The organism is Neotabrizicola sp. VNH66 (genome assembly GCF_049445895.1).
Lineage (GTDB): Bacteria > Pseudomonadota > Alphaproteobacteria > Rhodobacterales > Rhodobacteraceae > Pseudogemmobacter.
In genome coordinates, this window is the sequence record NZ_JBMSDW010000002.1 from 433072 (window position 1) to 456102 (window position 23031).

Genomic DNA, 23031 nt, shown 5'->3' on the forward strand with positions numbered 1-23031 from the left:
CATGCAACAGCGGTTTCGGGGTCCAAACCCGAAGCTACCGGAAAGCACGAGCGGGCCGCTGAGCCCGCTTTTTCGTTTTGGAACCAAGGATGAACGATCTTATCGCGAAAACCGCCATCGACCGCCGCCTGGCCGACATCGTCGGCCCGGTGATCGAGGGGCTGGGATTCGAACTGATCCGCCTGCGCCTGATGGGCGGGCATGGCAAGGTGCAGCGCACCCTGCAGATCATGGCCGACCGCCCCGAAGGCGGGATCGGGGTCGAGGATTGCTCGAAGATTTCCACCGCGGTTTCGGCCGTGCTGGATGTCGAAGACCCGATCGAAGACAATTACACGCTGGAGGTTTCCAGCCCCGGGATCGACCGGCCGCTGACCCGGCTGAAGGATTTCGAGATGTGGAAGGGCTGGGAAGCCCGGATCGAGACGACCGAGCTGATCGACGGCCGCCGCCGCTTCAAGGGCGGGCTGATGGGTGTTGAGGGCGAAGAGGTGCTGATCGAGATCGAGGAAGGCGGCCAGGACGTGACCATCGGGCTGCAGTTCGACTGGCTGTCCGATGCCAAGCTGATCCTGACCGACGAGCTGATCGCCGAGATGCTGCGCCAGAAGAAGGTGGCGCTGCCCGAAGACGGCGGCTTTGACGAGATCGAAGAAACCGAAGAGGGCGACGACGAGACCGACGCCCCCGAGACGAAACACTAAGGACTCCGGGAGAGACCCATGGCGATTACTTCGGCCAACCAGCTTGAGCTTCTCCAGACCGCCGAGGCGGTCGCGCGCGAGAAGATGATCGACCCGGATCTGGTGATCCAGGCGATGGAGGACAGCCTCGCCCGGGCGGCCAAGTCGCGCTATGGCGCTGATATGGACATCCGGGTGAAGATCGACCGCAAGACCGGTCGTGCCAGCTTTACCCGCATCCGGACGGTGGTCGAGGATGAGGCGGTGGAGAATTACCACGCCCAGCTGACCGTGAAGCAGGCCAAGCAATACCTGCCCAACCCGCAGATCGGCGATGAGATCGTGGACGATGTGCCGCCGGTCGATCTGGGCCGGATCGCCGCGCAATCGGCCAAGCAGGTGATTCTCCAGAAGGTGCGCGAGGCCGAGCGCGACCGTCAGTTCGATGAATTCAAGGACCGCAAGGGCAGCATCATCAACGGTGTGGTCAAGCGCGAGGAATACGGCAACGTCATCGTGGACGTGGGCCGCGGCGAAGGCATCCTGCGCCGGAACGAGAAGATCGGCCGCGAAGCCTATCGCATCGGCGACCGCATCCGTTGCTACATCAAGGATGTGCGCCGCGAAGTGCGCGGCCCGCAGGTCTTCCTGTCGCGGACCGACCCGCAGTTCATGGCCGAGCTGTTCAAGATGGAAGTGCCGGAAATCTATGACGGCATCATCGAGATCAAGGCCGTGGCCCGTGACCCGGGTTCGCGCGCGAAGATCGCCGTGATTTCCTACGACAATTCGATCGATCCGGTCGGCGCCTGCGTCGGTATGCGCGGCAGCCGCGTGCAGGCCGTGGTGAACGAGCTGCAGGGCGAGAAGATCGACATCATTCCGTGGAATGCCGATCAGGCCACCTTCCTGGTGAACGCGCTGCAACCGGCGCAGGTCTCCAAGGTCGTGGTGGACGAAGATGCCGGCAAGATCGAGGTGGTGGTGCCCGACGAACAGCTGTCGCTGGCCATCGGTCGCCGCGGCCAGAACGTCCGTCTGGCCAGCCAGCTGACGGCGCTGGACATCGACATCCTGACCGAGGCCGAAGAGGCCAGCCGCCGTCAGGCCGAATTCGCCGCCCGCACCGCGCTCTTCATGGAGACGCTGGATGTGGACGAGATGATGGCCCAGCTTCTGGTGGCCGAAGGCTTCACCAATCTGGAAGAAGTGGCCTATGTCGATCAGGACGAACTTCTGTCCATCGACGGCTTTGACGAAGGCACCGCGGACGAGCTTCAGGCCCGCGCCCGCGATTATCTGGAAGAGCAGGCCCGCAAGGCGCTTGAGGCCGCCCGGACGATGGGGGTCGAGGAAAGCCTTATTGAATTCGAAGGTCTCACTCCCCAGATGCTGGAGGCGCTGGGCAAGGAAGGTATCAAGACGCTGGAAGACTTCGCCACCTGTGCCGACTGGGAACTGGCGGGCGGCTGGACGACCGAGAATGGCCAGCGCAAGAAGGATGAAGGCATTCTTGAGAAGTTCGACATGAGCCTGGAAGAGGCGCAGACGCTGGTGATGACCGCGCGTGTCATGCTGGGCTGGGTCGATCCGACCGAGGCGGCGGCCGAAGAAGAGCCGGCGGCCGGCGAAGACGAGGAGGCCGAGGCCTGATCTCAGGCCTCGGGGACACGCGCATGACGCGCGGCGGCCGGGAAGATATGAAGGACGGGCCGGAGCGGCGATGCATCGTCACCGGCGAGACGGGGCCCAAGGCGGGCCTCGTCCGTTTTGTCGTTTCGCCGGATGGTCTGGTGGTGCCCGATATTCTGGGTCGCCTGCCGGGCCGGGGCATCTGGGTGTCGGCCGACCGGGCCGCCATCACGAAGGCGGGGGCGAAGAACCTGTTCTCGCGCGCGGCGCGACAGCCGGTGAAGGCGCCCGAGGGGCTGGCCGATCTGGTGGCCGATCTTCTGCTGCGGCGGGTGACCGATCTTCTGGCCATGGCCCGCAAGGCCGGCGAGGCGGTCACCGGCTATGAGAAGGTGAAGGACTGGCTCGTTTCGGGCCGGGCCGCAGTGCTGATCCAGGCCGAAGACGGGTCAGAGCGCGGAAAGACGAAGTTGCGCCCGCCAGCGGGCGAAGAAAGCCTGATTTCCTGCCTTTCGGCCGGGGAATTGGGTTTGGCATTCGGCCGGGAACGTGCCATACACGCCGCGCTTGCGGCTGGTGGACTCACGACCCGTGTTGTAGAGGAAGCGGCAAGGCTCGCCGGGGTCAGAACCCGGGGCGAGCAGTTCGGCGGCCAGCCCGCCGGGAAGGACATGTAGGACGGATGAGCGATACTGACGGCAAGAAACCCCTCGGGCTGGGTGGCCCGCGTTCCGGACAGGTGAAGCAAAGCTTCTCCCATGGCCGGACGCATGCGGTGGTTGTCGAGACCAAGCGCAAGCGCGTGCTGGTGCCCAACCCGGCCAAGCCGGGTGCTCCGGCAGGGGGTGGCGGTTCGGGTGCGTCGCATCTGGGCGACCCGTCCAAGCGTCCCGCCGGGATCTCGGACGCCGAGATGGAGCGGCGCCTTGCTGCTTTGCGTGCCGCCAAGGCGCGCGAGCAGGAGGACAATGCCCGCCGTGCCGAGGAAGAGCGTCAGCGGGAAGAAGACCGCCAGCGCCGCCGCGAAGAGATCGAGGCCAAGGAACGCGAGGAGCGCCAGCGTGAAGCGGCTCTTCGTGCCAAGGCCGAAGAGGAAGAGCGCCTGAAGCGCGAGGCCGAGGAAGAGGCGAAGGCGAAAGCCGCCGCCCGCAAGGCCGATGTGCTGGGCACGCAGCGCCGCCAGCCGGCCGCGCCTGCGGCTGAACCCGCGCCCGTCGCCGTTCCCGGCGACCGTGGGGCTGGCCAGTCGCGCCCGCGGCCCGGTGCTGCCCCGGCAGCCGCCGGTGGCGAAGCCGACCGCAGCGGCGGCGGGCCGAAGCCCGGCCTGACCCCGCGCAAGACCGACCGTGAGCGGGAAGACCGTGCGACCGACCGTGGCGCGAAGCGCGGCGAAGACGTGCGCCGTGCCGGCAAGCTGACCCTGTCGGCCGCGACGGGCGAAGATGGCGGCCGTCAGCGCAGCCTTGCCGCGATGAAGCGCAAGCAGGAAAAGGCACGGCAAAAGGCCATGGGCTTCTCGAAGCCCGAGAAGCAGGCCCGCGACGTGCAGCTGCCGGAAACCATCGTGGTCAGCGAACTGGCCAACCGGATGGCCGAACGGGCGGCTGACGTGGTCAAGTCGCTGATGAAGATGGGCATGCTGGTCACGATGAACCAGCCCATCGACGCCGACACCGCGGAACTGGTGATCGAGGAATTCGGCCACCGTGCTGTCCGCGTCACCGATGCCGATGTGGAACAGGCCATCGACAGCGTCGAGGACAAGGCCGAAGACCTGATCACCCGGCCGCCGGTCGTGACGATCATGGGTCACGTCGACCACGGCAAGACCTCGCTTCTGGATGCGATCCGCAAGGCCAATGTGGTCTCGGGCGAAGCCGGGGGTATCACGCAGCATATCGGGGCCTACCAGGTCAAGACGCCGAAGGGCGATCTGGTCACCTTCCTTGATACGCCCGGCCACGCGGCCTTCACCTCCATGCGGGCCCGTGGCGCGCAGGTGACGGATATCGTGGTGCTGGTCGTGGCTGCCGACGACGCGGTGATGCCGCAGACGATCGAGGCGATCAACCACGCCAAGGCCGCCAAGGTGCCGATGATCGTGGCGATCAACAAGGTCGACAAGCACGGCGCCGATCCGCAGAAGGTCCGGACCGATCTTCTGCAGCACGAAGTCATCGTCGAGGCGATGTCGGGTGAAGTGCAGGATGTCGAGGTTTCGGCCAAGACCGGCTTTGGCATTGACGCCCTGCTGGAGGCCATCGGCTTGCAGGCCGAACTGCTGGACCTGAAGGCCAACCCGAACCGGGCCGCCCGCGGCGCCGTGATTGAGGCGAAGCTGGACGTGGGCCGCGGCCCGGTCGCCACGGTTCTGGTGCAGAACGGCACGCTGAAGAAGGGCGACATCTTCGTCGTGGGCGAGAAGTGGGGCAAGGTGCGCGCTCTGGTCAACGACAAGGGCGAAACCATCACCGAAGCCGGACCCTCGGTCCCGGTCGAGGTGCTGGGTCTGGACGGCACCCCGTCCGCCGGTGACGTGCTGGACGTGGTCAGCTCGGAAGCGCAGGCGCGCGAGATCGCGGATTACCGGATCTCGGCCGCCAAGGACAAACGCGCGGCGGCCGGTGCGGCCACCACGCTGGAACAGCTGATGGCGAAGGCCAAGGCCGACAAGGAAGTGGCCGAGCTGGCCGTGATCGTCAAAGGCGACGTTCAGGGCTCGACCGAGGCGATCCTTCAGGCGCTGGAAAAGGTGGGCAATGCCGAGGTCCGGGTGCGCGTTCTGCACTCTGGCGTGGGCGCCATCACCGATTCCGACGTGGGCCTGGCCGAGGCGAGCGGCGTTCCGATCCTGGCGTTCAACGTCCGGGCCAATGCCACCGCGCGCAGCGCGGCGTCGCAGAAGGGCGTGGAGATCCGGTATTACTCGATCATCTACGATCTGCTGGATGACATCACCAAGGCGGCCTCGGGCCTTCTGAAGGCCGAAGTGCGCGAAAACTTCATCGGCTATGCGAAGGTCCTTCAGGTCTTCCGCATCACCGGCGTGGGCAATGTGGCGGGCTGCCTTGTCACCGAAGGCGTGGCGCGGCGTTCGGCCGGCGTGCGTCTGCTGCGCGACAACGTGGTCATCCACGAAGGCACGCTGAAGACGCTGAAGCGGCACAAGGACGAGGTCAAGGAAGTCCAGTCCGGCACCGAATGCGGCATGGCGTTCGAGCGGTATGAAGACATCCGCGAGAATGACGTGATCGAAATCTTCGAGCGTGAGGAAGTGCAGCGTTCGCTGTGATCCAGGGCGCCAGGAATGCGAAAGGGCCGGGAAATTCCCGGCCCTTTTCATTTGTCACACTGTTTGCAACAGGCGGTTCTGGCCACCCGTCCCGATCCGGTCAGTTCGGGCGGGCGGGCGCGACCGGATAGCCGACAAAGGTCTTGTCGTCCACGCGAACCATGATCTTCCCGTCCTTCGACTGTCCGACCATGATGCCCTGCACCGAGATGTGGCTACCGATGGAAATGGTCCGCAGCATTTGATTCTCCCCCCAAGAAACTGCCGTTCAGGAAGAGCGTAGCAGTGTCATTGTTTTTGGGAATATTTATTTTTACGCAACGGACACATATTTTGCACGAATATTCTACAACCAATCCCGCAGGATGGGGATAAGTGGCAAATCCGCTGGCGGCATCGGATAGTCCCGCAATCGGGCCGGGGCCACCCAGGCCAAAACCTGTCCCTCGCGCCCGGTCGGAATCCCCTCCCAGCGGCGGCAGGCGAACAGCGGCATGAGCAGGTGGAAATCGTCGTAGCTGTGGCTGGCAAAGGTCAGCGGGGCCAGGCAGGACTGCCAGGTGTCTATCCCCAGCTCTTCCTTCAGTTCGCGGATCAGGCAAGCCTCGGGCGTTTCGCCCGGTTCCACCTTGCCACCCGGAAATTCCCACAGACCGGCCAGCGATTTGCCCGGTGGGCGCTGCGCCAGAAGCACACGGCCATCGGCGTCGATCAGCGCGACGGCGGAGACGAGAAGAGTTTTCATCGGTGGCGCTTTCGGCAGAACGAAGGCCGGGGGCGCCGCCCCCGGACCCCCGGGATACTTAAGGACAGAAAATGAATGGCGCCGGTCAGGAACGGTAATCGGCGTTGATCTCGATATAGCGGTTGGTCAGGTCGCAGGTCCAGACCGTGCGCTTGGCGCGGCCCATGCCCAGATCCACCGCGATGACCAGTTCCTGCCCCTTCATATAGGCGGCGCCGGCCTCTTCGGTGTATTTGGGGGACTTCCAGCCCTTTTCGGCCACCAGAACATCACCGAAGCGGATCGTCAGGCGGTCCCGCTCGGCCGCGGCGCCGGATTTGCCGACGGCCATGACGATGCGGCCCCAGTTCGGATCTTCGCCCGCGACGGCGGTTTTCACGAGCGGCGAATTGGCGATGGCGAAGGCCACTTTGGCAGCGTCTTCGTCGCTGGCGGCGCCGGTTACCCGGACTTCGACCAGCTTGGTGGCGCCTTCACCGTCCCGGACGACCTGCAGGGCAAGGTCCTGCATCACCCCGGCCAGTGCGCTATCGAAGGTCTTCAGCACCGGACCCTTGACCTCGGCCGCAGCGGACTGGCCCGTGGCGGCCACCAAGAGCGTGTCCGAGGTCGACGTGTCGCTGTCGACGGTGATGGAGTTGAACGTGCCGCCGACATGCTTGCTGACCAGCTTCTGCAGGGCGGCGGCGCTGATCTTAGCATCGGTGAAGATATAGACCAGCATCGTTGCCATATCCGGCGCGATCATGCCCGAACCCTTGGCGATGCCCGCAATATGGATCGGGCCGCCTTCACCCTCGATGGTGGCCGCGGCACCCTTGGGGAAGGTGTCGGTGGTCATGATCGCCTCTGCCGCGCCCTGAATGGCGGCTTCGGTCAGGCCCGAGACCAGCGCGGGGATCACGGCGGTGATCTTGCCATGGGGCAGCGGTTCGCCGATCACGCCGGTGGAGGAGGAGAAGACGCGGCTTGCGGGCAGGCCGAGCGCTTCGGCCACGCCGCCGGTGACGGCGGCCACGGCCTCATCGCCCACCTTGCCGGTGAAGGCGTTGGAATTGCCCGAGTTCACGATGATCGCCGCGCCCGCACCTGCGGGAACGCGGGTGGCCAGCTTCGTCTCACAATCGCGCACGCAGCCGGAGCGGGTGGTCGACCGGGTGAAGGCCCCGGCGATCACCGTGCCGGGCGCCAGATTCACCAGCATCACATCCGAGCGGTTCTGATACTTGATCCCGGCCCCGGTGGCGGCAAATGCCGCCCCGGCGATGACCGGCAGGACGGGGAAGCTGTCGGGCGCCAGCGGCGAGACCGGCTTGGCGGCCTTGCGCGCGGCGGCCATCACATTCGCCGCCGCATCGGCCACGGCATCGCTGATCCGCTCTGCCACCGGGGTGACAGTTTCGGTCAGCGAGGCCTTCAGCGCCTTCACCTTCTTTTTCAGGGACTTGGCCTCAGCCTTCCAGTCGGTCTTTGCCATTTGCCGCGCTCCGCTCAGTCGATCAGGGTGGCGTTTTTCAGCACGGCCGGGTCAAATCCGGCGCCGGGCTTTTCGATCTTGGCGGCTGTGGTCAGTTCGTTGATCTTCGCCTCGACCGCGGTGTTCTCGATCTCGGCGGCCAGTTCCTCGCGTACCTCGTCGATGGTGGGTTTCGCGGCGTCACGGGTTTCCTTGACCAGCACGAGGTGCCAGCCGAAATCGCTTTGCACCGGATCGGTGACCTTGCCCGGCTCTGCCGCGACGACGGCATCCTCGAAGGGCTTGACCATCATGCCCAGACCGAACCAGCCCAGTTCCCCGCCCGCGGCACCCGATCCGGTGTCCAGCGAATTGGCCTTGGCCAGTTCGGCGAAATCGGCGCCCTCATCCAGCTGCTTCTTCAGCTCGTCCGCCTTTTCCTTGCTGTCCACAAGGATATGGGCGGCGTTGTATTCCTTGATCGGGGGGGCATTGGTGTATTTGGCGTCATAGGCGGCCTGAAGCGCCTCATCCGTGACGGCGGCAGAGGCCACTTCGTTGATGACGATGCCGGAAAGATAGCCGCGCTTGTCATTGGTCAGGTTGGCCTGATCGCGGACCGACAGCTCCCCGGCGGCCTGACCCAGAACCTCCTGCTGGACCAGCTGGTCCATGATGCCGGTGAACAGCACGTCATCGGGAAGGGTCAGGTATTGCGGGGGCAGGTTCTCGCGCAGCGCGATCATCTGGCCCAGCGTGATGTCCACTCCGTTCACGGTGGCGACGACGGTGGCGGCGGTCAGGTCGGTGGCGGGGGCCGCAGCCGCATCGGCTGCCGGCTGCTCCTGTGCCAGAACCGGGCCTGTCAGGGCCACGGACAGCAGCAGTGCCGCGCCAAGGCGCAATTGTTTCGTCATTTCACCCACTCCTGATCGGGCCGCGCCGCTGCGCGACGTTGACTAAGACACCCTGACCCCTTACATCGCGACAGTCGCGTGAGCAGGGGCCTGCGGTCCTTCTCGGCTTTTCTATGGAAGGCGGTGAGGGCGGGCAAGTCACAGCCTCACACGATATCGCAAGAAGCGCCGCACGGAGTGATCATGCTGGGTCTTGGAACGCTCGCGAAGAAGGTCTTCGGCACGCCGAATGACCGCAAGGTCAAGGCGGTCCGCCCCTTGGTCGCGAAGATCAACGCGCTGGAGCCGCAGTTCGCCGCGCTGAGCGACGAGCAGATCATCGAGAAGACGCGGGAATTCCAGAAGCGGGTTCAGGAGAACGGCGAAAGCCTTGATGACATCCTGCCCGAGGCTTTTGCCAATTGCCGCGAGGCGGCGAAGCGGGCGCTTGGCCTGCGCGCTTTCGATGTGCAGCTTATGGGCGGGATTTTCCTGCATCAGGGCAATATTGCCGAAATGCGCACGGGTGAGGGCAAGACGCTGGTTGCCGTCTTCCCGTCCTATCTGAACGCGCTGACAGGCAAGGGCGTGCATGTCGTCACGGTGAACGACTATCTGGCCAAGCGCGACTCGGACTGGATGGGCAAGGTGCACCGGCATCTGGGCCTGACGGCGGGCGTGGTCTATCCGTTCCAGCCCGATGCCGAAAAGCGCGCCGCCTATCGCGCCGACGTGACCTATGCCACCAACAACGAGCTGGGCTTCGACTACCTTCGTGACAACATGAAGGGCAGCGTCGAAGAGATGATGCAGCGCGGGCACAACTTCGCCATCGTGGACGAGGTCGACTCGATCCTGATCGACGAGGCACGGACGCCCCTGATCATCTCAGGCCCGGCACAGGACCGCAGCGATCTCTATGTCTCCATCGACAAGCTGCTGCCGGGGCTGAGCCCCGAGCATTACAAGGTGGATGAAAAGGCCCGCAACGTGACCTTCACCGAAGAAGGCAACGATGCGATCGAGGCGCTGCTGAAATCGGCGGGCGTGCTGCCCGAGACGCAGCATCTGTTCGACCCCGAAAGCAGCACCATCGTCCACCACATCAACCAGGCGCTGCGCGCGCATACGCTGTTCTTCAAGGATCAGCATTACATCGTGCGTGACGGCGAGGTCGTGCTGATCGACGAATTCACCGGCCGCATGATGAAGGGCCGCCGCCTGTCCGACGGTCTGCATCAGGCCATCGAGGCGAAGGAAGGCGTGAAGATCCAGCCGGAAAACGTGACGCTGGCTTCGGTGACGTTCCAGAACTATTTCCGCCTGTATGAAAAGCTGGGCGGCATGACCGGCACCGCGGCCACCGAGGCCGAAGAATTCATGCAGATCTACGGGCTGGGCGTGGTGGAGATCCCGACGAACCGCCCGGTCCAGCGCAAGGACGAACACGATCAGGTCTACCGCACCGCGCGCGAGAAGTTCGAAGGCATCGTCAAGATGATCAAGGAGGCCCATGAGAAGGGCCAGCCGATCCTTGTCGGCACCACCTCGATCGAAAAGTCTGAGGTGCTGTCCAACCTGCTGACCGCCGAAGGCATTGCCCACAACGTCCTGAACGCCCGCCAGCACGAGCAGGAGGCCAAGATCGTGGCCGAAGCCGGGCGTCCGGGCGCCGTGACCATTGCCACCAACATGGCGGGCCGCGGGACGGACATCCAGCTGGGCGGCAATGTCGAGATGAAGGTGCTGGAAGAGCTGGCCGCCCATCCCGAGGCCCATCCCGAAGAGCTGCGCGCCCGGATCGAGGCGGAACACGCGGATGAGAAGGCCCGCGTTCTGGCGGCGGGCGGGCTGTTCGTGCTGGGCACGGAACGCCACGAAAGCCGCCGGATCGACAACCAGCTGCGCGGCCGCTCCGGTCGTCAGGGCGACCCGGGCCGTTCGTCCTTCTTCCTGTCGCTGGAAGATGACCTGATGCGGATCTTCGGCTCTGAACGTCTGGACAAGGTGCTGACCACGCTGGGTCTGAAAGAGGGCGAGGCCATCGTTCACCCTTGGGTCAACAAATCGCTGGAAAAGGCGCAGGCCAAGGTCGAAGGCCGCAACTTCGATGTCCGCAAACAGCTTTTGCGGTTCGACGATGTGATGAACGACCAGCGCAAGGCGATCTTCAGCCAGCGGCTGGAGATCCTGCAGGCCGAGCATGTGGCCGAGATTGCCGAAGATATGCGCCATCAGGTCATTGACGAGATGGTCGATGAATTCATGCCGCCGCGGTCCTATCCGGATGCCTGGAACCTTGAAGGGCTGAAGCAGGCCGGGCGCCAGCGTCTGAACATGGATATGCCGGTTGAGACCTGGGCCGCCGAAGAAGGCGTCGATCAGGCCGCGATGGCCGAGCGGATCATCGAAAACGCCGACAAGATGATGGCCGAAAAGACCGAGGCCTTTGGCGCCGACACCATGCGCCAGATCGAAAAGCAGGTCCTGTTGCAGGCCATCGACGCCAAATGGCGCGAACATCTGCAGCGGCTGGAGCATCTGCGGGCCGTCATCGGTCTGCGGTCCTATGCGCAGCGCGATCCGCTGAACGAATACAAGACCGAGGCCTTCCAGATCTTCGAATCCATGCTGGAAAGCCTGCGCCAGCAGGTGACCGAACAGCTGAGCCGGATCCGTCCGCTGACCGCGGAAGAGCGTGAACAGATGATGGCGCAAATGATGGCCCAGCAGATGGGCGCGCAGGGCGCCCGGGTTCTGGCCACCCTTCCCGCCGATGAACCCGCCGCCGAAGCGCCCGCGGCAGAGGCAGCGCCGCCCGCAGAGCCCGGGCCGCAGCGTCTGGCCGGGTTTGACGAGGCCGATCCGTCCACCTGGGGCAACCCGGGGCGCAACGACCTGTGCCCCTGCGGATCGGGCGAGAAGTTCAAGCATTGCCACGGCAAGCTGGCCTGAACCTGCGGCCCGGAAGCCCGGGATTGCGGCGATAACGGGGCGGCTTCGGCCGCCCCTTTGCATTTCCGGCGCGATGCGGCTGGAAACATACCCCATCCGCGCCACGGGATTGCCCGTTTCTCAGGCGATAACGGCAGGTGACACATCCTTGCCGGGGGCAAAGAGAATGGACAGAAAACGCAGCCTGATTCGTGCCGGTGCCGTTCTGGGCGTCGCGCTGGCGGCGGGCCATCTGGTGCAGAAGACCATGGCTCCGGAGACGGCCGCGCCGGTCCAGACCGCCGCCGTGACGCCACAGCCCACGAAGATTGAACCTGTCGTCGCCCCCGCGCAGGCCGCCGATCCGCTGCTGCCCGCAGGTGCCTTGCTGGGCGGCGGAGAGACGCCGCCGCCTGTTGCCGGAAGCCTTCCATCCGATACACCCCTGATGACGGCAGAACCCGTGACCCCCGCCGGGGAACCGGCGGTCGAACTGGCCGCACTGACCGACGATGTGCCGGCAAAGCCGCCGGTGGCCGCCGTTCCGGTCAGCCCCGCCGCGTCCTGCGATGTCTCTCTGACGCTGACGGCCGCACCCCAGGCGATGATCGCAGTATCCATCGCGGCCCCCTGTGCCGCGGGAGAGCGTGTTGTCCTGCGCCATGCCGGTCTGGCTGTTGCGGAATCGCTGGATGCCCAGGGCAATCTGATGCTGGACCTGCCCGCGCTGGATGCGAAGGGTGAGGTGTCGGCCCTGTTCCCCGGGGCCGAGGTGGCGCATTCCGCCGTGGCGATCACCGGGCTGGACAAGATGCAGCGGTTCGCCGTGCAATGGATGGGCGACGATGCTTTCCAGCTTCAGGCCTATGAGGATGGCGCCGCCTATGGCACGCCGGGCCATGTCTCGGCCGAAAATCCGGTTTCGGCCAAGGGCGGCTATATGGTTTCGCTGGGCAATCCGGGACTGGACCTGCCGATGATGGCGGCGGTCTACACCTGGCCCCCGGCGACCAAGGCCGAGCCGGTGGTCGAATCCGCGGTGACCGACCTGACCTGCGGAAGAGAGCTGCTGGGAGAGACGCTGCTGTCCAAGGGCGGCAAGGTCACCGTGACCGACCTGACGCTGGCAATGCCCGCCTGCGATGCCACGGGCGACATTCTGGTGTTGAATAATCTTGCCCCGGAAACGACACTCGCCGCGAACTAGAGGGTCGGGCAGGGGCCAATGCGGATGAATTGCTTGCGCGCGGCGGTCTTCGCCGCGCTTGCCTTTTCCGGCATGGCCGCGGCACAGGATGTGACGCTGTTGTCGCGCGAAGGCAGCGTCGAGGTGTCCGGCATCCTGCTGGGCTTTGACGGCGAATTCTACCGGATCGATTCGTCCTATGGTCCGCTGACGGTGGATGCACAGGGGGTGATCTGCGAAGGTCCGGCCTGCCCGGATCTGACCGCGCCCAAAGCGGTGATCCGGATGACCGGCGCCCCCGAAGGTGCGGCGGTGTTGCTGCCCGGATTGTGGCAGGCCTTTGCCGCCGCGCGCGGGCTGGACTTCCGGCCCGCCGAAGTCGGGCAAGGTGTGGTCTGGGCTGCCACGCTGCTGGACCCGCAGGACGGCCGGGTCCTGGCCGAACTGTCCTTTGCTCCGGCCGAGCCTGATCTGGCCGATGCGGCTCTTGCCGCGGGCACGGCAGAGTTCGTCCTGTCCTCGCGCAAGGCGGACAACGCCCGGCCGGTCGCGCTGGATGCGCTGGTGCCGGTGATGTCACCCGGCAATCCGACGCCCCGGGTTTCCACAGTGGATCTGGCGCGGGCCCTGTCGGGCGAGGCGAAGAACTGGGCCGATCTGGGCGGGCCGGACATGCCCGTTGTTCTGCATGCGCTGGCACCCGGCACGGATATGGGGCTGGCGCTGACGGAACGGCTGGGGGCGCCGGTGCAGGCCGATGTCACCCATCCCGACATGGCCACTCTGGCCGAGGCGGTGGCGCGCGACCCTTGGGCGCTGGCCATCACCGGACAGGCACAGATCGGGCCCGCGGTGCTGCTGCCGCTGACCGACAGCTGTGGTTTTCCGCTGCTGCCGCGGTCGATCTCGGTCAAGTCCGAGGATTACCCGCTGGCGTTGCCGTTGTTCCTGCACCCGCCACCGCGCCGCCTGCCGCTTCTGGCGCGGGAGTTTCTGGAGTTCCTCGCCACGCCTGCCGCCGATGCCAGCGTGGCCGGGGCCGGCTATATCGACCGTTCTGTCGAACGCGCGCCGATGACGCAGGACGGGCTGCGGCTGCTGAAGGCCATTCAGGGCGCGGGTGAGGATGTGACGCTGGCCGATCTGAAACGGCTGGCCGGTGTGATGGACGGTGCAGACCGGCTGTCGCTGACCTTCCGTTTCGAAGAGGGCACTTCGGTTCTGGATGCAAGTTCGCAAGAGAATCTGGCGCAGCTGGCACGGCTGATCGCCTCTGGCAGATTTCCGGCGCAAAAGCTGATTCTGGCCGGATTTTCGGACGGCAACGGCGAGGCCGCGGCCAATCTGGCGCTGGCGACCGGCCGGGCCGAGCGGGTGCGGCAGGATCTGGCCGCCCTGGCGCCGGATCTGACCATGGCGCAGCTGCCGGTGGTCGAAGGTTTTGGCGAGGCGCTGCCGATGGCTTGCGACGAAACCGCCATCGGGCGGCGGCTGAACCGCAGGGTCGAGCTGTGGATCGTGCCCGATTTCACCCCGGAAGGAGAGGCCGATGCATCGCCCTGAGTTCCGGCGCGAGGTGCGCGCCATGATTCCCGCGGCGGAGGTTCGGCTGATCCCGGGCACGCAGCGGGCCGATGTGATCGCGCCGCTGACCGGCCATGCCAATCGTGGGATCGAACTGGGGGTGGCGGCGGGGTCGTTCTCTGCCGCGATGGTGCAGTCCGGCCGGTTCGCACAATTCTGGGGCGTGGATGTCTATGGCGACGGCCATGGCCTGCAGGAATACAAGGCTGCGCTGCAGACTGTGGGCCTGACCGAGGATTACCGCCTGCTGCGGATGACCTTCGATCAGGCGCTGGACCTGTTCCCCGACGGGTTCTTCGATTTCATCTATTGCGACGGCTATGCCCATACCGGCGAGGAGGGCGGCCGCACCCTGATCCAGTGGTATGCGAAGCTGAAACCGGGCGGCGTGCTGGCCGGGGATGATTATGACATTGGCACTTGGCCGCTGGTGGTCTGGGCGGTACATCATGTGGCGGGACAGCTGGGGGTGCCGGTGCAGGTGACCGAGGGCACCTCAGAAGCGGCCTATAACCGTTACCGTTCGTGGTATCTGATCCGGCCGGAGAATGGCCCGTCCGCACTGGCCCGCCTGCCCGCGCTGGAACTTCTGGCCGATACCGAGAAGGAGCGCATCGCGCAGAAACGCAAAGCCCAGCGTCAGGCGCGGCGCGCGCAGGGTCAGAGATAGCCTTTCGACCGCAGGCTCAGCTCCCGCGATTTGCCGATGATCAGGTGATCGTGCAGGGTAATGTTCAACGTCCGGCAGGCATCCTGAATCTGCAGCGTCATGGAAATATCGGCCTCCGACGGGGTAGGGTCGCCAGACGGGTGGTTGTGGACAAGGATCAGCGCACTGGCATTCAGCTCCAGCGCCCGTTTTACCACCTCCCGCGGGTAAACGGGCACATGGTCCACCGTGCCGCGGGCCTGTTCCTCATCGGCGATCAGCACGTTCTTGCGGTCCAGAAACAGGATGCGGAACTGTTCGGTTTCGCGATGGGACATGGCAGTATGGCAATAGTCCAAAAGCGCATCCCAGGAGGACAACACCGGGCGGTTCATCACCCGGGCGCGCATCATCCTTTGTGCCGCGGCCTCGACCACTTTCAGATGAAGGGCAACCTGTTCGCCGACGCCTTTCACGGCCAGAAGCCGCGGAAGGGGCGCGGTGATCGCCCGGTTCAGATCGCCGAACGTGTCGAGAAGTAGCCGGGCGAGCGGTTTGACATCCTGCCGCGGAATGGCGGCGAACAGAATCAGCTCCAGCAGTTCGTAATCCGGCATGGCCGCAGCGCCGCCTTCGGCAAACCGGGCGCGCAGCCGGGCGCGGTGGTCGCGGATATAGCTGGGGAGCCGTTCGGGAAGCGGCGTCCCCTCCGCCTCATCCCCCGCGGGATCGGGGGTGAACAGGGGAAGCGCGCCATCGGAGAGACCGGATTGTGCCATGGGCCAGAGGCTGGCAGCACATGGTGAAGAAGCGGTTAACGAATCAGGGGGCTCGTCGTCGCCTTGGACGCTTCCCGCGAGGCGCCCGAAAAGAAGGGCCGGCGCTCCTCGCAAAGCTCAGCTGCGAAGAGCGCCCAGAGGGAGACGATGAGCGGCGTTCAGCCCTTCATCCCGTCCCAGAACCCTTTGACCTTCGAGAAAAAGCTTTGTCCTTCGGGGTTGTTCTCCTCGGACAGTTTCTCGAATTCGCGCAGCAGTTCCTTTTGCCGTGCGGTCAGGTTCACCGGGGTTTCCACCGCCAGTTCGATGACCATATCGCCGCTGCCACCACCGCGCAGGGCGGGCATGCCCTTGCTGCGCAGGCGCATCTGCTTGCCCGACTGGGCGCCCGCGGGCACTTTCACCCGGGCGCGGCCGCCGTCGATGGTGGGCACTTCGACCTCACCGCCGAGGGCGGCGTTCGGCATCGAGATCGGCACGCGGCAGAACAGGTGCACGCCATCGCGCTGGAAGATCGGATGCTCTTTCACCTCGATGAAGATATAGAGGTCACCCTGCGGCCCGCCGCGCAGGCCCGCCTCGCCCTCACCGGCCAGACGGATGCGGGTGCCGGTTTCCACCCCGGGCGGGATGTTGACCGAAAGCTGCCGCTCTTTCTCCACCCGGCCGGCGCCGTGGCAGGTTTTGCAGGGATTCTTGATGATCTGGCCCGCGCCCGAACAGGTGGGGCAGGTGCGTTCGACGGTGAAAAAGCCCTGCTGCGCGCGGACCTTGCCCATGCCCGAACAGGTGGGGCAGGTCTGCGGCTCCGCCCCGCCTTCGGCGCCCGAGCCGTGGCAGGTGTCGCAGGCGACAGAGGTCGGCACGTTGATGGTCTTCTGGACGCCCTTGAACGCCTCTTCCAGCGTGACGCGCAGGTTATAGCGCAGGTCGGACCCGCGCTGTGCGCGTTGACGTCCGCCACCGCCACCGCCGCGGCCCATGAAATCGCCGAACAGATCCTCGAACACGTCCGAGAAGCTGGAGGCGAAGTCGCCCTGCTGGTTGAACCCGCCGCGGGGGCCGCCACCGCCGCCCATGCCGCCTTCGAACGCGGCATGGCCGAACCGGTCATAGGCCGCCTTCTTGTCGGCGTCCTTCAGCACGTCATAGGCCTCGTTCACTTCTTTGAACTGGGCCTCGGCCTTGGGATTGTCGGCATTGCGGTCGGGGTGAAGCTCTTTCGCCTTGCTGCGATAGGCCTTCTTGATCTCGTCCGCGCTGGCGCCGCGCGCGACCCCAAGCGTTTCGTAGTAATCGCGTTTTGCCATTGCAAAACCCCTTTCCTGACCGGCGAAGGGCGGTCCGTTGCCAGACCGCCCCCCTGTTCCGGCTCAGGCGGAATTACTTCCGCTTGTTGTTGCCCAGATCCTCGAAGTCGGCGTCGACGATATCGTCGTCGTCGACCGGGCGCGGGTCGTCATCGCTTTGGGCGCCGCCGCCTTCGGCCGCCTGCGCCTTGTAGATCGCCTCACCCAGACGCATCGCGGCTTCGGTCAGGTTCTGGATCGCCGACTTGATCTTGCCGGCGTCTTCGCCTTTCAGCGCGTCTTCCAGCGGGCTCATCGCCAGTTCGATCGCCTCGATGGTGGAGGGATCGACCTTGTCCGAATGCTCCCGGATCGATTTGCGCGTCGAATCCAGCAGGCTTTCGCCGTGATTCTTCGCTTCGACCACTTCCTTGCGGGCCTTGTCCGCCTCGGCATTGGCCTCGGCGTCGCGGACCATCTTTTCGATCTCGTCATCCGACAGGCCGCCCGAGGCCTGAATGGTGATCTTCTGCTCGCGATTGGTGCCCTTGTCCTTGGCGGACACCGACACGATGCCGTTGGCGTCGATGTCGAAGGTCACCTCGATCTGGGGCACGCCGCGCGGGGCGGGCGGGATCTGTTCCAGATTGAACTGGCCCAGCATCTTGTTGTCGGCCGCCATCTCGCGCTCGCCCTGGAACACGCGGATGGTCACCGCGTTCTGATTGTCCTCGGCGGTCGAGAAGACCTGAGACTTCTTGGTCGGGATCGTGGTGTTGCGGTCGATCAGCCGGGTGAAGACGCCACCCAGAGTCTCGATCCCCAGCGAAAGGGGCGTCACGTCCAGAAGAACCACGTCCTTCACGTCACCCTGCAGAACGCCGGCCTGAATGGCCGCGCCCATGGCGACGACTTCGTCGGGGTTCACGCCCTTGTGGGGCTCTTTCCCGAAGAACTTGGTCACTTCCTCGATGACTTTCGGCATGCGGGTCATGCCGCCGACCAGAACGACCTCGTCGATTTCATCCTTCGACACGCCGGCATCTTTCAGCGCGGCGGCGCAGGGCTTCATCGACTTGGTAATCAGGTCACCCACCAGATTTTCCAGCTTGGCCCGGGTCAGCTTCACCACAAGGTGCAGCGGCTGGCCGGTGTTCTTGTCCATCGAGATGAACGGCTGGTTGATCTCGGTCTGCTGGGACGAGGACAGTTCGATCTTGGCCTTTTCCGCCGCCTCTTTCAGGCGCTGAAGGGCCATCTTGTCCAGCGTCAGGTCAACGCCATGCTCTTTCTTGAACTCATCCGCCAGATACTGGACGATCCGCATGTCGAAGTCTTCGCCGCCCAGGAACGTGTCCCCGTTGGTCGATTTCACTTCGAACAGGCCGTCGTCGATTTCCAGAATGGTGATATCGAAGGTCCCGCCGCCGAGGTCATAGACCGCGATCGTCTTGGTTTCCTTCTTGTCCAGACCATAGGCCAGCGCGGCCGCCGTCGGTTCGTTGATGATGCGCAGAACCTCAAGTCCCGCGATCTTGCCGGCGTCCTTGGTCGCCTGACGCTGCGCGTCGTTGAAATAGGCCGGAACGGTGATCACGGCCTGCGTGACGGTTTCGCCCAGATACGATTCGGCGGTTTCCTTCATCTTTTGCAGGATGAAGGCGGACACTTGCGACGGAGAATATTTCTCGCCGCGGACCTGAACCCAGGCGTCGCCATTGCCGCCGTCCACGATGGCATAGGGGACAAGCTTCTTGTCCTTTTCCACCTCGGCGTCGCCCAGACGGCGGCCGATCAGGCGTTTCACGGCAAAGACGGTGTTGGTGGCGTTGGTGACGGCCTGCCGCTTGGCAGACTGGCCGACCAGACGCTCATTATCGGTGAAGCCCACGATCGACGGCGTGGTGCGGGCACCTTCGCTGTTCTCGATCACACGGGGCTGGGCGCCATCCATGATGGCAACGCAGGAGTTGGTGGTGCCGAGGTCGATACCGATGACTTTGGCCATAGCTATCCCTTTCTTCAGGCGATCCTCCGACGCGGGCCCGATGCTTCGGCACCCCCGCCGGGGTATGGGTGCATCGGGGGTGATCCCCTTTGCTTGACTGGGCGTATATAGGCAGGTGGGTTTGCGCCTGCAACGGTTCCGCGACATCGTGTTGCGCGAATTTTCCGCGGTGATGCGGAAGGAGGCAGTTTGTCCGATCCGGTGGAAATCAGGGGATTCCGGCTGTGGCGGGGCCTTTTGGACCGTCCCGCGCAAGAGGCGTTGGTGGATGCGCTTCGGCAGGTTGCCGCCGCCGCCCCGTTTTATACGCCGGTCACCCCCGGCGGGCGGCAGATGAGCGTGCGGATGACCAGTGCCGGGCGGCTGGGTTGGGTAACCGACCGGCGCGGTTATCGCTATGAGCCGCGGCATCCTTCGGGCGCGGTCTGGCCGCCGATTCCGCCCGCCGTGTTGGCCCTGTGGCACGGGTTGACCGGGCTGGAGCGGGCGCCGGATTGCTGTCTGGTGAACTTTTACGGTGAGGGTGCGCGGATGGGCCTGCATCAGGATCGGGACGAGGGGGATTTTTCCTATCCGGTGCTGTCGGTCTCTTTGGGGGATGAGGCTTTGTTCCGCGTGGGCGGCGTGGAGACGCCCGCCCCGACAGAAAGCTTCTGGCTGAAATCCGGTGATGTGCTGGTGATGGGCGGGGCGGCCCGGCTGGCGTGGCATGGGGTGGACCGCGTGCGCCACGGATCGTCTACCCTGTTGCCGCAGGGCGGGCGCATCAACCTGACCTGCCGGGTGGTTCAGGGCGCCTGACCCTGTTCCCCGCGGAACAGCGCGGCCCGCGGCGAACGGGCATTCTGTCTTCATCAAGGACGGCGGATGGTTCGCCGGGCCGGATTGGAAAAGACAGGAGATTTCAGAATGTTCCGCAAGATCATCGCCGCCGCCGTCATCACCGCAACCCTGCCCTTCGCCGCACTGGCAGGGTCGTGGACCACCTCGGGCGTGAATTTCCGCAGCGGGCCGGGCACCTATTACGATGTGATCGGCTATCTGCCGAAATGCGCCAGCGTGACCGCCTATGACTGGCAGGACGGCTGGGTGCAGGTGTCGTGGGAGGGGCAGCGGGGCTGGGTCTCGGCCAAGTATCTGGCTGATTCGAACGCCCATTGCGGCTATGGCAAAAAGAAGAAGTCCGGCTACGGCTATTGATCCGGGCCAGAGGGAAACGGGCGGCGGGCCAAGGTCCGCCGCCCGTTTGCGTCAGAGGTCGAAGCTGGCGAAGACCGGCACGTGGTCGCTCGGCTGCTCCCATCCGCGGGTGGGGCGCAGGATGCGGCTGCCGTGTGCGGCATTCGCAATGTCCGGCGTGGCCCAGACGTGGTCCAGCCGGCGGCCCTTGTCCGCGGCGTCCCAGTCGGGGCTGCGATAGCTCCACCAGCTGTAAAGCCGGCCTTCGGGAATGTCCTTGCGCGTGACATCCACCCAGTTCCCGGCGTCCTGCGCCGCGCCCAGATGCTCCACCTCCACCGGGGTGTGGCTGACGATCTTCAGAAGCGCCTTGTGATTCCACACGTCATCTTCGCGCGGGGCGATGTTCAGGTCGCCCACTAGGATTGCTTTCTCGGGCCGGTCGGCGTGGAAGGCGTCGCGCATCTCGGTCAGGAAATCCAGCTTCTGGCCAAATTTCACATTCTGCTCCCGGTCGGGAATGTCGCCGCCCGCGGGGACATAGAAATTGTGGATGGTGACACCATTCTCCAGCCGGGCCGCCACATGGCGGGCATGGCCGAGGCTGGCATAATCGCGGTCGCCCGCATCCTCGATCAGCAGCTTGGACAGGATCGCCACCCCGTTGTAGCCCTTCTGCCCGCGGGCGACCATGTAACGGTAGCCAAGCGCGGCAAAGGCTTCGGTCGGGAACTTGTCCACCGGGGTCTTGATCTCCTGCAGGCACAGGATGTCCGGCGCTTCTTCGGTCAGCAGGCGGGACACCAGCCCCTCGCGCAGGCGGACCGAGTTGATGTTCCATGTGGCAAGGGTGAAGGGCATGTTCGTCTCCTGTTCTGGTCGGGAGACTACGGTCAGGGGCCGGGCGGGGCAAGCGTCCAGCGGCCGGACAAAGAAAAGCCCGGCGGAAAAACCAACACACCGGGCCAAGGTCCAACAGGGAGGTAACGAGAGGATAACACGGGAACCGGCCTTTTGGTTCCGGGGATTTTTCGGCGCAAAACTCTGTCCCGGACCGCGACTTTTCGGCCACAACCAAGGGTTGTCAATGCCTGTCAGGACATCGCAAGGTCCAGCGCGGCGGCGCAATGCACCAGCGTGGTGTCGAAGACCGGAACCCCCACATTGCCCGCGTGCAGCAGCATGCCCACCTCGGTGCAGCCAAGGATCAGGCAATCGGCCCCTGCCGCCATCAGCCGGGCGGCGATTCCCTCATAGGCGGCGCGGCTTTCTTCGGTCACGATCTCGCGGCACAGCTCATCATAGATGATGCGGTGCGTGGTGGCGCGGTCATCGGCGCCGGGCAATACGACCTCCAGCCCGGCGGCGCGCAGGCGGTCGGTGTAGAAGGCCTGCTCCATGGTGAAGGCGGTGGCCATCAGTCCGGGCCGCCGCAGCCCCTGCGCGCGGATCGCCTGCGCGGTGGCATCGGCAATATGCAGCAGCGGGATCGAGACGCCCTGCATCATCGGACCGGCCAGTTTGTGCATGGTGTTGGTGGCAAGGATCAGCAACCCGGCCCCGCCCTGTTCCAGCGCGCGGGCCGCCGTGTTCAGGATCTGCCCGGCCTCCTCCCACCGGTCTGCGGCCTGAAGCTGCGCGATCGGTACGAAATCCAGCGACCGGATCAGCAGATCGGGCGAATGCAGCCCGCCCAGCCTGCCGCGCGTCAGGGCGCAAAGCTCGCGGTAATAGATCTGGGTCGATGCGGCGGACATGCCGCCCAGAATGCCGATGGTTTTCATGTCAGCCCCCTTTCTGTGCGGGGCAGGCTAGACCGGCGCGGCGCCGCTGTCGAACGGACAAAAAAAGGCCGGGCAAAAGCCCGGCCAGGTCCAACAGGGAGGATGCCGTGTCATAACCCCGGCACGGCAAGGGGATTCGTCAGGGCAACAATGTCGCCCATACTCAGTTAATAACGGTTGAATCGGGCGACAATACGACCTTCGGACTTTTTGTAACGCCTGTTCAGGCCACCAGCTTGTAGCCACCCGATTCCGTCACCAGAAGCCGGGCGTTCGAAGGATCGGGTTCGATCTTCTGGCGCAGGCGGTAGATGTGGGTTTCCAGCGTATGGGTGGTGACCCCCGCGTTATAGCCCCATACCTCATGCAAGAGCACGTCCCGCGGCACGACGCCGGTCTGCGCGCGGTAGAGGAATTTGAGGATATTCGTTTCTTTCTCGGTCAGACGGATCTTCTTGTCCTTCTCATCCACCAGCATCTTCTGGGCGGGTTTGAAGGTATACGGGCCCAGCTGGAACACCGCGTCTTCGGACTGTTCATGGGTGCGCAGCTGCGCGCGGATGCGGGCCAGAAGGACCGGGAACTTGAACGGCTTCGTCACATAGTCATTCGCGCCGGAATCAAGGCCCAAAATGGTGTCGGAATCGGTGTCATGGCCGGTCAGCATCATGATCGGGCATTTCACGCCGGATTTGCGCATGCGGCGGCACAGTTCGCGGCCGTCGGTGTCGGGCAGGCCCACGTCAAGGATCACCAGATCGTAGATGGCGCCCTTGGCCTTCTCCATCCCCTCAGCCCCGGTGCGGGCCTCGAACACGTCAAAGTCTTCGGTCATCACCAGTTGTTCCGACAGCGCCTCGCGCAGATCGTCGTCGTCATCCACCAGCAGGATCTTGCGAAGTTGCGCCATGGGGGCCTCCTCTTTTCGTGAAAAT

At 64.9% G+C, this 23031-nt stretch carries 20 protein-coding genes; 10 read left to right on the top strand and 10 right to left on the bottom strand.

Annotated features, from left to right (window positions below):
• Positions 1-89 precede the first annotated feature (89 nt).
• The 4 genes from rimP to infB are packed head-to-tail and all read left to right on the top strand — an operon-like array spanning position 90 to position 5607.
• Positions 90-704, top strand: a complete 615-nt coding sequence (gene rimP / locus ACO2Q5_RS04610; protein WP_423288427.1) for a ribosome maturation factor RimP — start codon at positions 90-92, stop codon at positions 702-704.
• An 18-nt stretch (positions 705-722) separates the two neighbouring features.
• Entirely contained in the window at positions 723-2336 is a 1614-nt protein-coding gene (gene nusA, locus ACO2Q5_RS04615; RefSeq protein ID WP_423288428.1) for a transcription termination factor NusA, read from the top strand.
• A 23-nt stretch (positions 2337-2359) separates the two neighbouring features.
• Positions 2360-2992 (top strand): RNA-binding protein, encoded by a 633-nt coding sequence (locus ACO2Q5_RS04620; protein WP_423288429.1) that lies wholly within the window; start codon positions 2360-2362, stop codon positions 2990-2992.
• A gap of 5 nt (positions 2993-2997) precedes the next feature.
• Positions 2998-5607 carry a translation initiation factor IF-2 gene (infB, locus tag ACO2Q5_RS04625; RefSeq protein WP_423288430.1) on the top strand — a complete coding sequence of 870 codons (2610 nt, stop codon included), beginning with the start codon at positions 2998-3000 and terminating at the stop codon, positions 5605-5607.
• Positions 5608-5707: 100 nt separating this feature from the next.
• On the opposite strand, the gene ACO2Q5_RS04630 is transcribed toward infB, so the two are convergent.
• From ACO2Q5_RS04630 to ACO2Q5_RS04645, 4 genes are all read right to left on the bottom strand, one after another.
• Positions 5708-5848: a hypothetical protein gene (locus ACO2Q5_RS04630; RefSeq protein WP_423288431.1), complete on the bottom strand. Its 141-nt coding sequence runs from the start codon at positions 5846-5848 to the stop codon at positions 5708-5710.
• 105 nt (positions 5849-5953) lie between these two features.
• Positions 5954-6352 carry a (deoxy)nucleoside triphosphate pyrophosphohydrolase gene (locus ACO2Q5_RS04635; RefSeq protein ID WP_423288432.1) on the bottom strand — a complete coding sequence of 133 codons (399 nt, stop codon included), beginning with the start codon at positions 6350-6352 and terminating at the stop codon, positions 5954-5956.
• Between the two features lie 85 nt (positions 6353-6437).
• Positions 6438-7691: a bifunctional glutamate N-acetyltransferase/amino-acid acetyltransferase ArgJ gene (argJ, locus tag ACO2Q5_RS04640; RefSeq protein WP_423288464.1), complete on the bottom strand. Its 1254-nt coding sequence runs from the start codon at positions 7689-7691 to the stop codon at positions 6438-6440.
• A gap of 152 nt (positions 7692-7843) precedes the next feature.
• Positions 7844-8725, bottom strand: coding sequence for a peptidylprolyl isomerase (locus ACO2Q5_RS04645; protein ID WP_423288433.1), 882 nt, complete (start codon positions 8723-8725; stop codon positions 7844-7846).
• A gap of 183 nt (positions 8726-8908) precedes the next feature.
• On the opposite strand from ACO2Q5_RS04645, the gene secA reads away from it, so the two are divergent.
• From secA to ACO2Q5_RS04665, 4 genes are all read left to right on the top strand, one after another.
• Entirely contained in the window at positions 8909-11659 is a 2751-nt protein-coding gene (secA, locus tag ACO2Q5_RS04650) for a preprotein translocase subunit SecA (protein ID WP_423288434.1), read from the top strand.
• Between the two features lie 166 nt (positions 11660-11825).
• On the top strand, positions 11826-12845 hold the full coding sequence (locus tag ACO2Q5_RS04655; protein WP_423288435.1) for a hypothetical protein: 1020 nt from the start codon (positions 11826-11828) through the stop codon (positions 12843-12845).
• A gap of 24 nt (positions 12846-12869) precedes the next feature.
• Positions 12870-14387, top strand: coding sequence for a phosphate ABC transporter substrate-binding/OmpA family protein (locus ACO2Q5_RS04660; protein WP_423288436.1), 1518 nt, complete (start codon positions 12870-12872; stop codon positions 14385-14387).
• Positions 14374-15078 (top strand): class I SAM-dependent methyltransferase, encoded by a 705-nt coding sequence (locus tag ACO2Q5_RS04665; protein ID WP_423288437.1) that lies wholly within the window; start codon positions 14374-14376, stop codon positions 15076-15078. The genes ACO2Q5_RS04660 and ACO2Q5_RS04665 overlap by 14 nt, the downstream gene beginning before the upstream one ends.
• Here ACO2Q5_RS04665 and radC read toward each other — a convergent pair.
• From radC to dnaK, 3 genes are all read right to left on the bottom strand, one after another.
• Positions 15069-15836, bottom strand: a complete 768-nt coding sequence (radC, locus tag ACO2Q5_RS04670) for a RadC family protein (protein WP_423288438.1) — start codon at positions 15834-15836, stop codon at positions 15069-15071. The genes ACO2Q5_RS04665 and radC overlap by 10 nt on opposite strands.
• Positions 15837-15994: 158 nt before the next feature.
• Complete coding sequence (dnaJ, locus tag ACO2Q5_RS04675) at positions 15995-17146, bottom strand: molecular chaperone DnaJ (RefSeq protein ID WP_423288439.1); 1152 nt, start codon at positions 17144-17146, stop codon at positions 15995-15997.
• A gap of 73 nt (positions 17147-17219) precedes the next feature.
• Positions 17220-19133, bottom strand: coding sequence for a molecular chaperone DnaK (dnaK, locus tag ACO2Q5_RS04680; RefSeq protein ID WP_423288440.1), 1914 nt, complete (start codon positions 19131-19133; stop codon positions 17220-17222).
• Between the two features lie 189 nt (positions 19134-19322).
• Here dnaK and ACO2Q5_RS04685 point away from each other — a divergent pair, with 189 nt between their 5' ends.
• Together ACO2Q5_RS04685 and ACO2Q5_RS04690 are read left to right on the top strand one after the other, a co-directional pair.
• Positions 19323-19934 (top strand): alpha-ketoglutarate-dependent dioxygenase AlkB family protein, encoded by a 612-nt coding sequence (locus tag ACO2Q5_RS04685; protein ID WP_423288441.1) that lies wholly within the window; start codon positions 19323-19325, stop codon positions 19932-19934.
• 108 nt (positions 19935-20042) lie between these two features.
• Positions 20043-20333: an SH3 domain-containing protein gene (locus ACO2Q5_RS04690; RefSeq protein ID WP_423288442.1), complete on the top strand. Its 291-nt coding sequence runs from the start codon at positions 20043-20045 to the stop codon at positions 20331-20333.
• Between the two features lie 51 nt (positions 20334-20384).
• On the opposite strand, the gene ACO2Q5_RS04695 is transcribed toward ACO2Q5_RS04690, so the two are convergent.
• The 3 genes from ACO2Q5_RS04695 to ACO2Q5_RS04705 form a co-directional block, all read right to left on the bottom strand.
• On the bottom strand, positions 20385-21173 hold the full coding sequence (locus tag ACO2Q5_RS04695; RefSeq protein WP_423288443.1) for an exodeoxyribonuclease III: 789 nt from the start codon (positions 21171-21173) through the stop codon (positions 20385-20387).
• Positions 21174-21406: 233 nt separating this feature from the next.
• The gene (locus tag ACO2Q5_RS04700; RefSeq protein WP_423288444.1) at positions 21407-22096 is read right to left on the bottom strand and encodes an aspartate/glutamate racemase family protein; all 690 of its coding nucleotides are present in this window, start codon (positions 22094-22096) and stop codon (positions 21407-21409) included.
• 223 nt (positions 22097-22319) lie between these two features.
• Positions 22320-23006 (bottom strand): response regulator transcription factor, encoded by a 687-nt coding sequence (locus tag ACO2Q5_RS04705; RefSeq protein ID WP_423288445.1) that lies wholly within the window; start codon positions 23004-23006, stop codon positions 22320-22322.
• Positions 23007-23031: the final 25 nt, after the last annotated feature.